This is a genomic window from Micromonospora sp. NPDC023869 (assembly GCF_055559695.1).
Genome location: NZ_JBVHKD010000002.1, coordinates 405,810 through 420,268, shown reverse-complemented (window position 1 = coordinate 420,268; position 14,459 = coordinate 405,810). Strand labels below are relative to the sequence as shown.

Below are 14,459 nucleotides of genomic sequence, written 5' to 3'. Positions count from 1 at the left end.
TACACCAGGCGTTAACAGGGGGCCCTTCCTTACACCGCAGCCCTTTCCTTACACCGCAGCTCAGCCTTAGCTACAACTCAGAAGGCGCAGGCGATGACGAGTTCGGTGGTGCGGTCCGGTAGCAGGTCGAGTTTGCCGATCCGGCCCGCTGCCCGCAGGTCGTCGGCGACCTCGGTGAGCTGGTCGAGCAGGGCCGCCGGACCGAGCGCCTCGGCCAGCGGCACCTCCGCCTTCATCGACAGCTTCCGCTCGGACTTGGCCCGCCTGACCTGCCCCAACGCGTCGGACGCCAGCCGCAACAGCGCCGGATCACCCTCGCCCTGGACGGCCCGGTTCACCTCGTACGTGGTGGGCCACGGTGCCCGGTGCACCGACCCGTAGCGCCACCAGGACCACACCTCCTCGGTCGCGTACGGCAGCACCGGCGCGAAGAGCCGGAGCTGCACGGAGAGCGCGGTGGCCAGCGTCGCCCGGGCCGAGTCCGCCCCGGCGCCCGTGCCGTAGGCGCGTTCCTTCACCAACTCGATGTAGTCGTCGCAGAACCGCCAGAAGAACGACTCGGTGGCCTGCAACGCGGCCGTGTGGTCGTACGCCTCGAACGCGGTGGTCGACGCCGCCACCACGGACGCCAGTTCGGCGAGCACCGCCCGGTCCAGCGGGGTGGTCGCCGGGGCGCGTAGGGCGTCGCCGGCACCGAGCCCGAGCGCGAACCGCGACGCGTTGAGCAGCTTGGTGGCGAGCCGCCGCCCGACCTTGATCTGGGCCGGGTCGAACGCCAGGTCGGTGCCGGGCCGGCCGTTGGCCGACCAGTAGCGCACGGCGTCGGAGCCGTGCTGCGCGAGCAACGCCATCGGGGTCACCACGTTCCCCTTGGACTTGGACATCTTCTTGCGGTCCGGGTCGAGGATCCAGCCGGACAGCTCGGCGGTGTGCCAGGGCAGCGTGCCGTGCTCCAGGTGCGCCCGCACCACGGTGGCGAACAGCCAGGTCCGGATGATCTCCTGGCCCTGCGGGCGCAGGTCCATCGGGAAGACCTTCCGGAACAGCTCCGGGTCAGGTTCCCAGCCGCCGGCGATCTGCGGGGTCAGCGACGAGGTGGCCCAGGTGTCCAGCACGTCCGGGTCGCCGACGAAACCGCCTGGCACGCCGCGCTGTGACTCGTCGTACCCCGGCGGGGCGTCCTCGGACGGGTCGATCGGCAGCGCGGAGTCCTCCGGCGTGAGAGGGTGGGACCAGTCCGGCTCGCCAACGTCGTCGAGCCGGTACCACACCGGCACCGGCACGCCGAAAAATCGCTGCCGGCTGACCAGCCAGTCGCCGGTCAGGCCGCTCACCCAGTGCTCGTAGCGGTGCCGCATGTGCTCCGGCACCCAGCGCAGCTCGCGCCCCCGGGCCAGCAGCGCCTCGCGCAGGTCGGCGTCTCGGCCACCGTTGCGCAGATACCACTGCCGGGTCGAGACGATCTCCAGCGGCCGGTCACCCCGCTCGTAGAACTTCACCGGATGCGTGATCGGTCGCACGTCGCCGACCAGGTCACCCGCGTCGGAGAGCAGCTCCACGAGACGCCGCCGGGCCCCGTTGACGGTCTGCCCGGCCAGCTCCGCGTACGGGCCGTCGGGCACCCCGGACGGTGGTTCCGGCAGCAGCCGCCCGTCGCGGCCGATCACCACCCGGGTCTCCAGGTCCAGTTCCCGCCACCAGGTCACGTCGGTGAGGTCACCGAACGTGCAGACCATCGCGATGCCGGTGCCCTTGGCCGGGTCCGCCAGCGTGTGCGCGCGCACCGGCACCTCCACCCCGAAGACGGGCGTACGCACCGTCGTGCCGACCAGGCCGGCGTACCGCTCGTCGTCGGGGTGGCAGACCAGCGCGACGCAGGCCGGCAGCAGCTCCGGCCGGGTGGTGTCGATCAGCACCTCGCGCCCGTCCGGCCCGTGGAACCGCAGCCGGTGGTACGCCCCGGGGCGCTCCCGGTCCTCCAGCTCGGCCTGGGCCACGGCGGTGGCGAAACCGACGTCCCACAGCGTCGGCGCCTCCGCCTGGTACGCCTCGCCCCGGGCCAGGTTGCGCAGGAAGGCCCGCTGCGAGGTGGCTCGGGCCGCCGACCCGATCGTGGTGTACATCAGCGACCAGTCCACCGAGAGCCCCAGCCGCCGCCACAACGCCTCGAACGCCTGCTCGTCCGAGACGGTCAGCCGTTCGCACAGCTCGATGAAGTTGCGCCGGGAGATCGGGGTCGGGTCCTTGCGGGCGGCGTCGTCCACCGGCGCCTGCGGTGCCTGCCACTCCGGGTCGTACGGCAGGCTCGGGTCGCAGCGCACGCCGTAGACGTTCTGCACCCGCCGCTCGGTGGGCAGGCCGTTGTCGTCCCACCCGATCGGATAGAAGACCGTCCGGCCCCGCATCCGCTGGAAGCGGGCGACCAGGTCGGTGTGCGTGTACGAGAAGACGTGCCCCATGTGCAGCTCGCCGGATACGGTCGGCGGCGGGGTGTCGATCGCGTACACGTCCGACCGCTCCTTCGTGCGGTCGAACGCGTACGTGCCGTCCTCCTGCCAGCGGCGCGACCAGGTCTCCTCGAGCCCGTCCAGGGTCGGACGCTCGGGGACGCCGGTGCGGGCCGTCCTCGCCGTATCAGTCATCCGTCGATGGTAGGCGGGGGACCAGGTGGGCGGTCACCGGATTATCTACAGCAGCGACTCGCGCCACTGGCGGTGCAGCGCGGCGTACCGGCCACCCTCGGCGACCAGCCGGGCCGGGGGACCGTCCTCGACGATCCGTCCGCCGTCGAGGACCAGGACCCGGTCGGCGGTCTCCACCGTGGAGAGCCGGTGCGCGATCACCACCGCCGTACGGTCGCGCAGGATGGTGCCGAGCGCCCGCTGCACCAGACGCTCGGTGGGGACGTCCAGCGACGAGGTGGCCTCGTCCAGGATCAGCACCGCCGGATCGGCCAGGAAGGCCCGCGCGAACGCGACGAGCTGCCGCTGCCCGGCGGAGAGCCGGCCGCCGCGCCGGTGCACCTCGGTGGCGTACCCGTCGGGAAGCGCGGCGATGAAGTCGTGCGCGCCGATCGCCCGCGCGGCGGCCTCGACCGCGGCGTCGTCGGCGTCCGGCCGACCGAACCGGATGTTCTCCGCCACCGTGCCACCGAACAGGTGGGTCTCCTGGGTGACCAGCACCATCGTGCGCCGCAGCTCGGTGTCGGCCACTTGGCGCAGGTCCACGCCGTCGAGGCTGACCGTGCCGCCGGTCGGATCGTGGAACCGGGCGAGCAGCTTGGCGACGGTGGACTTGCCGGCACCGGTCGGCCCGATCAGCGCCACCGTCTGCCCGGCGGGAATGCCGAGGTCCAGGCCGGTCAGGATCTTCCGCCCGGTGTGGTAGCCGAACGACACGTCCCGGAACTCCACCGCCCCCCGGGTCGGCCCGCGCGGCAGCGGCACCGGCTGCGCGGGCTCGGCGACCTCCGGCCGCTCGTCGAGCACCCCGGCGAGCTTCTCCAGCGCGGCGGTCGCCGACTGCAACGAGTTGTAGAACTGGCTCAGCTCCTGCATCGGCTCGAAGAACCGGCGCAGATAGAGCAGGAAGGCGGCGAGCACACCGACGCCGGTCTCACCGCCCAGCACCCGGGCGCCGCCGTAGCAGAGCACCACCGCCACCGTGACGTTGCCGATCAGCTTGATTCCCGGCGAGTACGTCGCGATCAGGCGGAAGGCATGTCGGCTGCTGTGCTGGTAGTCGTCGTTGACCGAGGCGAAGATCTGCTGGTTGCGCTCCTGCCGGCGGTACGCCTGCACCGCCCGGATACCGCGCATCGACTCCACGAAGTGCACGATGACCAGCGCCATCGCCTCCCGGGTGCGACGGTATGCGGCGGCCGAGGCGCGGGCGAACCAGCGGGACAGCCAGAACAGCAGCGGGAAGGCGAGCAGGGTGACCGCCGCCAGCGGCAGGTCCAGCCAGAGCAGGATGCCGGCCACCGACACGATCGTCAGGGCCGCCATCACCAGGCTCTCCACGCCTCCGTCGACCAACTCGGCGATCGAGTCGATGTCGCTGGTCAGGCGCGAGATCATCCGGCCGGAGGTGTACCGCTCGTGGAACGCCACCGGCAGGCGCAGGAAGTGCGCGTACACCCGCTGGCGCAGGTCGAGCAGGGCGGCCTGGCCGATCCGGGCGGAGAGGGCGAGGAAGCCGCGCCGGGCCGCGTACTCGGTGCCGCTCACGGCGGCGAAGGCGACGGCGACGGCGACCAGCGGGCCGGGCCGACCCTCGCGCAGCGGGTCGATGGCCCGGTCGATGCCGAGCATCACCAGGTACGGCCCGGACATGGCGGCGGCGTTCTGGGTCAGCAGCAGCGCCACCGCGGCGCCCAGCCGGGCGCGGTGCGGGCGCAGCACGTCGGCCAGCAGCGCCCGGCTGCGGGCCCGCAACCGGGCCACCGCCTCCGGACTGGTGTCCTCGGCCAGGCTGCGGTCGGCGTGCGGGTCGGGGGCGATGCCCCGCCAGTGGGCCGGGTCGGAGATCGACGGTGCGGGGGTCTCCGGGGCGGAGGTCTTCGGGCTGGAGGTCTTCGGGTCGGCGATCGGCGGGCCGGACAGTGCGGGATCGGAGGTCGTCGGTGTGGGGGCGGCCGGTTCGGGTCCGGCGGTGCCGGTCACGAGCGCACCAGCGGTGAGCCGTCGGGTGCCGGGTCGGCGGGCGCGCGGGGCAGAGGTGCGACCGGCTCGTCCGGCCCAGCCGGGGAGACCGAAGCGGCCGGAGCGGCCGGTCCAGCCGGAGCGGCCGATTCGGGGTCGGCCAGTTCGGTCGCCTCGGCGGAGAGCACCGCCCGGTACGCCGGGACCGTCGCCAGCAGTTCGGCATGCGGACCGACCGCGGTGATCCGGCCCTGCTCCAGCAGCGCGACCCGGTCGGCGAGGGCGATGGTGGACGGCCGGTGCACCACCAACAGCGCGGTGGTGTCCCGCAGCACCCGCTTCAATGCGGACTCGACAAGCGCCTCGGTATGCACGTCGAGCGCGGAGAGCGGATCGTCGAGGACGAGGACGGCGGGCCGGACGAGCACCGCCCGGGCCAGCGCCAGTCGCTGCCGCTGTCCACCGGAGAGGGAGAGCCCCTGCTCGCCGAGCCGGGTCCGCAGACCCCACGGCAGGTCGTACGCGAACTCGGCCTGGGCCAGCGTGAGTGCCGCCCGGACCTCGTCCTCCCCGGCGTCGTCCCGCCCCAGGGTGAGGTTCTCCCAGACCGACATGGAGAACAGCGTCGGCTCCTCGAAGGCCATCCCGACCAGGCCCCGCAGCGAGGCCAGCCGTAGGTCCCGCAGATCGTGACCGTCCAGGGTGATCCGGCCGCCCGTCACGTCGTGCAGCCGTGGCACCAGCGACAACAGCGTGCTCTTGCCGCTGCCGGTGGCACCGACCACGGCGAGCGTCTCGCCGGGCTCCACGGTCAGGTCGATGCCGCGTAGCACGGCGGCGGTGCTGCCCGGGTAGCGGAAGGTCACCGCCTCGAAGCGCAGCCGCCCGCGCACCGCCGGACCGGCCAGGGCCACCGCACCGGGCGCGTCGACGATGCTCGGTGCGGTGTCCAGCACCTCCTGGATCCGGTCGGCGGCGGTGGCCGCCTCCTGCCCGTTGGCGATGATCCAACCCAGCGACTGCACCGGCCAGATCAGCATGAGTTGGAGGCTGACGAACGCGACGAGCTGGCCGATGGTGAGCCGCCCGGTGGCGACCGCCGCCGCGCCGGCCACCAGCACCACGCCGAGCGTCAGGTTGGGCACCAGGTCGAGCAGCGCGGAGGTACGGGCGAGCAGCCGCCCCTTGCCCACCCCGGTGTCGTGCAACGCCCGGGTGCCGCCCGCGAACCGTGCCGCCAACTGCGGCCCCCGCCCGTACGCCTTCATGGTGCGCAGGCCCTGCGCGGTCTCCTCGACCAGCGTGGCGACGTCGCCTTGCTGGTCCTGCATCCGCCGGGACGCGGTGTGGTAGTGCCGGCCGAAGCGTCGGGCGATCAGGAACAGCGGCACCGCGCTGGCCGCCACCAGCAGGCCCAGGATCGGGTGCAGCCGGATCAGCAGCACCACCACGACCAGGTAGGTGACCATGTTGAGGACGAGAAAGAACAGTCCGAAGGAGAGGAACCGGCGTAGCACGGACAGATCGCTGGTGATCCGGGACAGCAACTGCCCGGACGGCCACCGGTCGTGGAAGCTGGCCGGCAGCCGTTGCAGGTGGGCGTAGACGTCGGCGCGGATGGTCGCCTCCATCGCCACCGAGGACGACGACTGCACCCAGCGTCGGACGAAGATCAGCAGGGCTTCGGCCAGCCCGAGCGCCAGCGCCAGCGCGCCGAGCCTGAGCAACCCCCGGAAATCCTGGGCGGCCACCGGACCGTCGACCACCCGCTGTGCCACCAGCGGCACGGCGATGCCCGCGCCGGTGGCGGCGAGCCCGGCCAGCATCAGCCAGGCGAACTCGGTGGCGTGTGGGCGCAGGTAGCGGCGCAGCCGCCACAGGTTGTGCAGCGGATGTCGCCCGACCCCGCCCCGGTCGGTCGGGCCGCTGTCGCTCCCCGCAGCCACTACCCGACGGTAGCGGCAAACGCCGGGCCGTCGGTGTCGGCTTGTTGTCAGCCAACTTGCCCTGTCGGACGGTTGTCCACAGGCGAGTATCCGGGGCTGCGGGCACCCACTCCGACGCCCCCCGGATCAGGCCGGTGCGCGGGGTCGTGCTCCCCGCCTGCCCCGTCCCGGTGCGGGGTGAAGTGGGTCGGGCTCTGCGACTCAACGGCCTGCCTCGTGCGCGAGCAGCAGCTCCTTCACCGGCAGCCCCCAGCGGTAGCCGCCCAGCGTGCCGTCGGTGCGCAGCACCCGGTGACACGGCACGAAGAGGGCGGCGGCGTTGCGGGCACAGGCCGCTGCGGCGGCACGGATCGCGGCCGGGCGTCCGGCCAGGCCCGCGTACGCGGTGTAGGTGACCGGCTCACCCGGCTTCACCTCGCGCAGCACCTGCCAGGCGTGCGCCATGAACGCCCCGTCGGTGTGCTGCTCAACCGGCACCGGGTCGATCGCGGCCAGGTCGCCGTCGAAGTACCGGGTGACGGCGTCGGTGACCGGGCCGAGTTCCCGACGCTGCCGGAGCGTGCCCCGCAGACGTGGATGGATCAGCGGCAGCAGGGCATCCGGGTCGGCGGTGAAACCGGCGGCCCGCACCGCGCCGTCCGGGCCGGTGAGGACGGTGAGCGGGCCGGCGGGAGTGTCCGTCGTGGCGCAGTCGACGGTCGAGGTGTTCGGGCTCTGCGAGGTGCGGTTCACACTGTCCTCCAAGGTCGGGTTCATGCTGCTCTCCACAGCCGGATCACCGCGTACGAGCGCCAGGGGCGCCACGCGGTGGCGTACGCGTCGAGGGTCGTCGGGTCGTCCGGCAGGCCGAGGGCGGCGGCACCCCGGCGGACCGCCAGGTCGGTGGGGAGGAACGCGTCCGGGTCGCCGAGCGCCCGCATCGCCAGGTAGCCCGCCGTCCACGGGCCGATGCCCGACGTCGCCGTCAACCGCCGTGCGGTCTCCTGCCGGTCACCGCCGGGTGCCAGGTCGAGCTCGCCGTCGACGATCGCCCGGGCCACCCGTCGGATCGTCTCCCGCCGGCCCACCGGCATTCGGAACCCGGCGTCCGGCACCCGCAGGATCTCCTCCGCCGAGGGGAACCCGCGCAGCCAGCCCTGCCGATCGGGCAGGCGCTCGACGGCGGGATCGCCGTCGCCTGCGCCGGCTGGGCCGTCGGGCGGGGCGTCGGGGATCGCGGCGAGCAGCCGGGTCAACGTGGTGCGGGCCGAGGCGAGCGAGACCTGCTGGGTGGCGATGGCCCGGACGACCGTCTCGAAGCCGTCCACCGCGCGCGGGACACGGATGCCGGGCTCGGCAGCGACCGCGCCGGCCAAGGCCGGATCGGCACCCAGGGTCTGGTCGACGGCGATCGGGTCGGCGTCAAGGTCGAACAGGTGCCGGCAACGGGCCACCGCCGGGGCGAGATCCCGCAGGTCGGTCAGCCGCAGGGTGGCCAGGACATGCCCGTCCGCCGGGGTCAGGACGGCTTCGCCGGGGCCGTGAGGCAGCCGCAACCCCCGGCGGTACGTCCCGTCGCGTACCTCGTCCACCCCGGGCAGCGTGCGGTGGGCCAGGAAGTCGAGCAGCGCGGCGGCGTGCAGCGGTGGACGGTACGCCAACCGCACGGTGACCGTTCCCGCTCCGCCCGTGTCGGGCCGGCGGGCACTGCGCAACTGGGACGGGGGTACCCCGAAGACGTCGCGGACCGTGTCGTTGAACTGCCGTACGCTGCCGAACCCGGCGGCGAAGGCGATCTCGGCCAGGCCCAGTCCGGTGGTCTCGATCAGCGTCCGGGCGGTCTGGGCCCGCTGCGCCCGAGCCAGCGCCAGCGGTCCCGCGCCGAGTTCCGCCCGGAGCATCCGGTGCAGGTGCCGTTCGGTGTACCCGAGCCGGGCCGCCAGCCCCGGTACGCCGTCGCGGTCGACCACGCCGTCGGCGATCAACCGCATCGCACGGCCCACCACGTCGGCGCGGACGTCCCACTGCGGCGAGCCGGGGGAGGCGTCCGGCCGACACCGCCGGCAGGCGCGCAGTCCGGCCCGCTGGGCGGCCGCCGAAGACGGGAAGAACCGGACGTTGCGTCGTTTCGGGGTCACCGCCGGACAGGACGGCCGGCAGTAGATCCCGGTCGAGGTCACGCCGGTGTAGAACCAGCCATCGAACCGCTGGTCGCGGCTGTCGACAGCCCGGTAGCACCGCTCGAAGTCCAGATCCACGTCACCGATGATGCGCCTACCCGCCGACCTCCGGCTGGCGGAATTCGGACCCGCATGTAAGGAGGGGTCCCCTACTAACGCCTCGTGTATAGGAAGGGTCCCTTCCTTACATCCATCCCCGGCGCGAGCTGCGGGAAGTGGGGGACGGGGAGTGCTGGGCGCGGTGGGGCGGCGGGGAAAGTGTCGGTTGTGGTCGGTAGCGTGCGGCCACCAACTCAAGAAGGGGCGCGGTGATGGCGAGCGTGGCGGGTCGGGCGTCGGCGTCGAGGCAGGGGCACCCCCCGCTGGACGAGTCCGTCGTCCAACGCTTCTACGAGCGGATGCGCCTGGTCGCTCCGGCGGCGGTCGGCGCCATCGAGCGGGACCGCGCCGACGACCCGGCGCGCGCCTTCGGCGACACCGCCTGCGGTCGCCTGGTGCGGTCGCTGGACCGCGACGGCGTACGTGCCCTGGGCATGTGGGTGCACCACTGGTGCATGCGTTTCTACGACGACGACACCCGTGCCGCGCTGCGGCTGCTCCGGGAGATCGCCACCCGGCCGGCGCTGGGCTGGACGGCCGACGAGGTGCACTGGATGCTCGGCGAGTCACACGGCGCCGAGCCGACCGCCGACGCCCGGTTCACGCTGCCGCTGGCTGCCGAGGCCGAGCTGGCCCCGGGTTCGCTGCGGGTCGACACGCTGGTGCCTCGGCAGGCCGGCCCAAGCCGGCGGAGCTGACCCACCGCTGACCGTGGTCGGCGGGTAACGGCGTAAGCTGGCTCGTCGTGAGTCTCACCATCGGCATCGTCGGCCTGCCCAACGTCGGCAAGAGCACCCTGTTCAACGCGCTGACCAAGAACGACGTGCTCGCCGCGAACTACCCGTTCGCGACGATCGAGCCCAACGTCGGCGTGGTCGGGCTGCCGGACGAGCGGCTGGTCAAGCTCGCCGAGATCTTCAACTCGCAGAAGGTGCTCCCCGCCCCGGTGTCGTTCGTCGACATCGCCGGCCTGGTCCGGGGCGCCTCCAAGGGCCAGGGGCGGGGCAACGCCTTCCTCGCCAACATCCGCGACGCCTCCGCGATCTGCCAGGTGGTGCGGGCCTTCTCCGACCCGAACGTGGTGCACGTCGACGGCAAGGTCTCGCCGGCCGACGACATCGAGACGATCAACACCGAGCTGATCCTCGCCGACCTGCAGACCCTGGAGAAGGCGCTGCCCCGGTTGGAGAAGGAGGCCAAGCTCCGCAAGGACCGGGCCGCCGCGGTGACCGCCGCGAAGCAGGCCGTCGAGGTCCTGGACGGCGGCACTACCCTCTACGCGGGCGCGGCGGCAGCCAAGATCGAGCTGGAGCACCTGCGGGAGCTGCACCTGCTCACCACGAAGCCGTTCCTCTACGTCTTCAACGTCGACGAGGCCGAGCTGAACAACGCCGAGTTCCTCGACGAGCTGCGGGCGCTGGTCGCCCCGGCCGAGGCGGTCTTCATGGACGCCAAGATCGAGTCGGAGCTGGTGGACCTGCCCGAGGAGGAGGCCCGTGAGCTGCTGGAGTCGATCGGGCAGTCGGAGCCGGGGCTGGACCAGTTGGTCCGGGTCGGTTTCCGCACGCTCGGCCTCCAGACGTACCTCACCGCCGGCCCCAAGGAGGCGCGGGCCTGGACCGTCGCGGTCGGCGCGACCGCGCCGGAGGCCGCCGGGGTGATCCACTCCGACTTCCAGCGCGGCTTCATCAAGGCCGAGGTGGTCTCCTACACCGACCTGGTCGAGGCCGGTTCGATGGCGGCGGCGAAGTCGGCGGGCAAGGTCCGCATCGAGGGCAAGGAGTACGTGATGCAGGACGGCGACGTGGTGGAGTTCCGCTTCAACGTCTGACCCTGGTCTGACGTCTGCCGCCTAGGCTTCGCCTCATGGTGAAGCTGAGGGCGGTGGCTGTGCGTTGGCACTCGGACGACTTTCCCGGCTGGGTCGAGGTGTCCGTTCGCGACGCCCGAGGGCGTCACCATCGCATCGTCGCGAAGGTGCCCGTCCTTACGACACTCAATGTGAGGGCAAAGTCGCAATTCCCGATCGAGTTCTGGATCGAGGCAGGGGCGAAGAGTGTCGACGGCGGCGAGATGGTCGTGCTACTGCCGGACGGGATCGAAACTGCCGAGGGCAAGCAGAGCCTGGTGATCACCCTGGCCGACGACGACCAGGCCCGCTACCGCCATGACCGCGAATGGCTTGACTACGTCATTCACGAACTTCCGGTCGGGGTGCTGTGGGGTGCCGATGGCGCGACGCCCGCGCAGTGCGCCGAGATGATGAACGGCTTGGACGATTTCGCTGGGACATGTGCCCGCCTCGGACTGGACGACCACACCGATTTCATTGAGGACTGCCGGTGGCATTTCGACCACTACCCGCACTACCTGGGTCGCCGCCGTCACTTCTCGGACTACGCGACGTACATCCGCGACCGACGCGGGCCGTTGCGAGTCTCGGTGCCGCCAGTTCCGAGCTGGATGCGGCGTCGCTGACCCGGGACCGTGGCAGTGCAACTGTTCCAGACCCGGCGTGTCGGACAGCCACAGTGCCACGCTTCTTCCGCATGGCAGCCCGTCAGTCCGCTTCGCGATCGAGTTGTGACAGAGGGTGATCGATCCGCCTAGGGTCGCGGGTATGCAACCGACCCCAGGCACCCTTCAGGGACCCCCGCCCGCACACCCGGGATTGACCGCGCGACTCACCCAGCTGTCCGCGACCGATCAGATCGTCGCCGACACCGTGGCGTCACTCAACGCCGGTCAGCCCACGCCGCTGTGCGTCGGGCTGCTCGACACCCCGGTCGGCAGCGACTACCTGCCGGCCGCCAACATGATCGTCCTCTCCGCCAAGTACGCCGGTCCGGCGCTCGGCGTCATCGCCGACAAGGTGATCCTCTACCGGCTGGCGGCGCGCCTCGACCAGTTGCCCGTGAACGTGGCCGATCCGGTCGCGCTCCAGGCGTTCAACACCCGACAGGAACACCTGTGGCGGCGGGCGAATCCGGCACCGGCTCCGGCAGCTCCCGGGATGCTCCGGTTCTACCAGGGCACCAACCGGGAGAACTTCTACTCCGGGCCCGGCAGCATCTCGGTCGTCGGACTCGATCCGGGCAAGGCCGGTGGCGGTATCGGCTGCAAGCGGTGGGAGAAGCACGTCGTGGCCGCGGAGCACAAGGACCAGGGTTGGCACACCGTCACGCTCAGCTTCGAGGTGGCGCTCTCCTATGCGCGGCAGCACACCGAGTGGGCCATGGGAATGAAGGAACACGAGCCCGCCCTCTGGGACGTGGCGGAGTGCGGCGGCCTCGTCCTCAGCTTCGACGTGCCGCAGGCGAGCGTCGCCGGTAACGACCGGTGGCGCCAGGACAAGAGCGGTGACAGCAACAACTTCCAGACCATGGACGCGATCCCGCCGGGCCAGATCCAGGTGGTCGAGGAACTTGCCGTGCCCGGACCGTTGACGAAGGTCGCGCCGCCGCCGATGGTCGCCCAGGTCCCGGCGGTGCAGCGGCAGGCGACCCCCGCCCAGCAGAGCGGCGCCAAGCGGCGGGCCTACCCGACGAACTTCTCCTGAGGCAGCGGTGCGGACTCTTCCCGGGCGGCGAGGTGTCAGCTGGTCCGGAGGGCCTCTTCGACACCGGTCTCGCGCTCGCCCAGGTGCACCGGGTCGCGGCCGGAGAGCACGTCCACCGCTGCCTTCAGACCGGCGCCGTACTCGCGGGTCGAGCTGATCCGCCAGGTCCGGTTGTTCAGCTCCCGCATCGTCTCGTCGCCCACCCCGTTGGCGTCGACGCCCAAGTGGCGGCAGACCGTCACGGCCCGGGCCAGGTGGAACGACTGGGTGACCACGGTCGCCCGGTCCACACCGAAGACCCGCTTGGCGCGGGCGCAGGAGTCGTACGTGTCGAAGCCCGCGTGGTCGAGCACCACCTTGTCGGCGGGGACTCCCCGGTCGACGAGCCAGCGTTGCATCGCCTCCGGCTCGTTGTACTCGTGGTGCATGTTGTCGCCGGAGACGAGGATCGCCCGCACCTTGCCGGTGGTGTACAGCTCGCGGGCGATCTCCAAGCGGGCGCTGAGGAACGGCGACGGGGTGCCGTCCGGCTGGACCCGGGTGCCCAGCACCAGCGCGACGGGGGCCTCCGGCACCGTCTCGGCGGTGTAGGTGCGCCCGTCGGCACCGGAGCGGATCCAGCCGGTGCTGGCCCAGGCCCCACCGGTCACCAGCATCACGCCGGCCGTGCCGGCGAGCACCGCGCGGCGCAGCCAGCGGCCCCGGCCGTTCTCCCTGACCCGGCGCAGCCCGGCTGACACAGCGGTACGGATCGGCATGTGATCGATTATCCCAGCCCGTGGCGAGGCCACTCCCCGCGCCGGTGCTGGTGCCCGTGGCGTCGCGGCTGGTGCAGGGGGATGGCCGCGCCGGTACAGGGGTGTGGGCGCTGTCGAGCTGATGGCGCATACGGATCACCGACCGGCCCGCTCGGTGCGAGTCGCCAGCCTGGGTGATGAGCTGAACGGTTCAGCTCGACAGGGGCCGCAGACGGTGACTTGCCGGGCCCGGCACGGCGCTGGCCCCGCATGGATCGCCGGAACCGGGCCGCGCCGGCATCTGGCCGCATGGATCGCCGGGCCGTATCGGCACCGGGTCGGCCCCAGTCCTATCGGCTCGGTTGGTGGTGCGGGCACGGGCGGCACGACGGCCGCTCCGTGCCCGCACCGGTCGTCAGCCGAGCCGGTAGACGGAGACGTGCGAGGTGCTGTCCACCCCGAACGCCGAGCGGTCCCAGTCGGCGTACCGGTCGGCGAGGTGGAACCCGGCCTGTGCCGCCATCTCGTCGATCTGCTCCGGCCACATGTACCGCATGGCGAACGGGTGCAGGTGTACCCCGGTGCCGTCGAAGGTGACGGTCTGCCGGAGGAACGTCTGCGCCTTACGGTCGTACTGGTGCAACCGGATGGCGACCGAGTCCTCGGTCACCGACCAGGGCCGGACCTGTTCGTCCCGGTCGGTGTCCGCCGGGTCCGGCACGTACGTCTCGATGACGAACGCCCCACCCGGCTCCAGCACCCGCGCGACGTTGCGGAAGCAGTCCGCCTGCCGTTCCTCGCGGGTGAGGTTGAACAGCGTGTTGAAGACCAGGAACACCAGCCGGTACGGCCCGGTGACCCCGGGTACGTCCGCCATGTCGCCGATGGACACGGGGATGTCGGCGCCGCCCGGCTTGCCGCGCAGTTTCGCGACCATCTCGGGTGACCCCTCCACCCCCTCGACGGCACAGCCGTGCGCGGCGAGCGGGAGGGCAACCCGGCCGGTGCCGATGGCGAGCTCCAACGCCCGACCGTCACCGGCCAGGTCGGCGAGGAACGCCGCGGCCGGCATCGGGTCGGGCAGGCCGCCGGGCAGGTCGTAGGTGCCGGCCCAGAACCGGCCGAAGTGCCCCGGGTCGTCGAAGACCGACATCAGCGGCCTCCGGTGGTGCTAGTGGCGCCGTGCGGCACCTCGATCGTGGGAAACCACGTACTCACGAAGCCTCGTTTCGACGGAATCGGTGACTGTGGGTCGCTGAACGTGCGTCGTGGCGTACCTCATGTCGTTGGCTCCCTTCGATCGGCTAAGGACCAGC

The 14,459-nt window shown here is 72.0% G+C and carries 10 protein-coding genes and 1 pseudogene; 4 read left to right on the top strand and 7 right to left on the bottom strand.

From position 1 onward, the window contains the following. Window positions 1-77: 77 nt before the first annotated feature. The 5 genes and pseudogenes from valS to ACZ31C_RS07600 form a co-directional block, all read right to left on the bottom strand. On the bottom strand, window positions 78-2,642 hold the full coding sequence (valS, locus tag ACZ31C_RS07620; protein ID WP_465794620.1) for a valine--tRNA ligase: 2,565 nt from the start codon (window positions 2,640-2,642) through the stop codon (window positions 78-80). 45 nt (window positions 2,643-2,687) lie between these two features. Beyond that, on the bottom strand, window positions 2,688-4,529 hold the full coding sequence (locus tag ACZ31C_RS07615; RefSeq protein WP_465795007.1) for an ABC transporter ATP-binding protein: 1,842 nt from the start codon (window positions 4,527-4,529) through the stop codon (window positions 2,688-2,690). A 245-nt stretch (window positions 4,530-4,774) separates the two neighbouring features. Beyond that, window positions 4,775-6,589: pseudogene (locus tag ACZ31C_RS07610) on the bottom strand (ABC transporter ATP-binding protein); the annotation flags it as partial. A 201-nt stretch (window positions 6,590-6,790) separates the two neighbouring features. Continuing rightward, window positions 6,791-7,345 carry a methylated-DNA--[protein]-cysteine S-methyltransferase gene (locus ACZ31C_RS07605; RefSeq protein ID WP_465794619.1) on the bottom strand — a complete coding sequence of 185 codons (555 nt, stop codon included), beginning with the start codon at window positions 7,343-7,345 and terminating at the stop codon, window positions 6,791-6,793. Then, complete coding sequence (locus ACZ31C_RS07600; RefSeq protein ID WP_465794618.1) at window positions 7,342-8,826, bottom strand: AlkA N-terminal domain-containing protein; 1,485 nt, start codon at window positions 8,824-8,826, stop codon at window positions 7,342-7,344. The genes ACZ31C_RS07605 and ACZ31C_RS07600 overlap by 4 nt, the downstream gene beginning before the upstream one ends. 233 nt (window positions 8,827-9,059) lie before the next feature. Between ACZ31C_RS07600 and ACZ31C_RS07595 the strand changes: the two genes are divergently transcribed. From ACZ31C_RS07595 to ACZ31C_RS07580, 4 genes are all read left to right on the top strand, one after another. Next, entirely contained in the window at window positions 9,060-9,545 is a 486-nt protein-coding gene (locus ACZ31C_RS07595) for a hypothetical protein (RefSeq protein ID WP_465794617.1), read from the top strand. 47 nt (window positions 9,546-9,592) lie between these two features. Continuing rightward, entirely contained in the window at window positions 9,593-10,678 is a 1,086-nt protein-coding gene (gene ychF, locus ACZ31C_RS07590) for a redox-regulated ATPase YchF (protein WP_449945855.1), read from the top strand. 35 nt (window positions 10,679-10,713) lie between these two features. Continuing rightward, window positions 10,714-11,325 (top strand): hypothetical protein, encoded by a 612-nt coding sequence (locus ACZ31C_RS07585; RefSeq protein WP_465794616.1) that lies wholly within the window; start codon window positions 10,714-10,716, stop codon window positions 11,323-11,325. Between the two features lie 142 nt (window positions 11,326-11,467). After that, on the top strand, window positions 11,468-12,406 hold the full coding sequence (locus tag ACZ31C_RS07580; protein ID WP_465794615.1) for a hypothetical protein: 939 nt from the start codon (window positions 11,468-11,470) through the stop codon (window positions 12,404-12,406). A gap of 35 nt (window positions 12,407-12,441) precedes the next feature. Here ACZ31C_RS07580 and ACZ31C_RS07575 read toward each other — a convergent pair whose 3' ends face one another. Together ACZ31C_RS07575 and ACZ31C_RS07570 are read right to left on the bottom strand one after the other, a co-directional pair. Then, window positions 12,442-13,164, bottom strand: coding sequence for a SanA/YdcF family protein (locus ACZ31C_RS07575; protein WP_465794614.1), 723 nt, complete (start codon window positions 13,162-13,164; stop codon window positions 12,442-12,444). A 394-nt stretch (window positions 13,165-13,558) separates the two neighbouring features. Beyond that, on the bottom strand, window positions 13,559-14,296 hold the full coding sequence (locus tag ACZ31C_RS07570) for a class I SAM-dependent DNA methyltransferase (RefSeq protein ID WP_465794613.1): 738 nt from the start codon (window positions 14,294-14,296) through the stop codon (window positions 13,559-13,561). Window positions 14,297-14,459 lie beyond the last annotated feature (163 nt).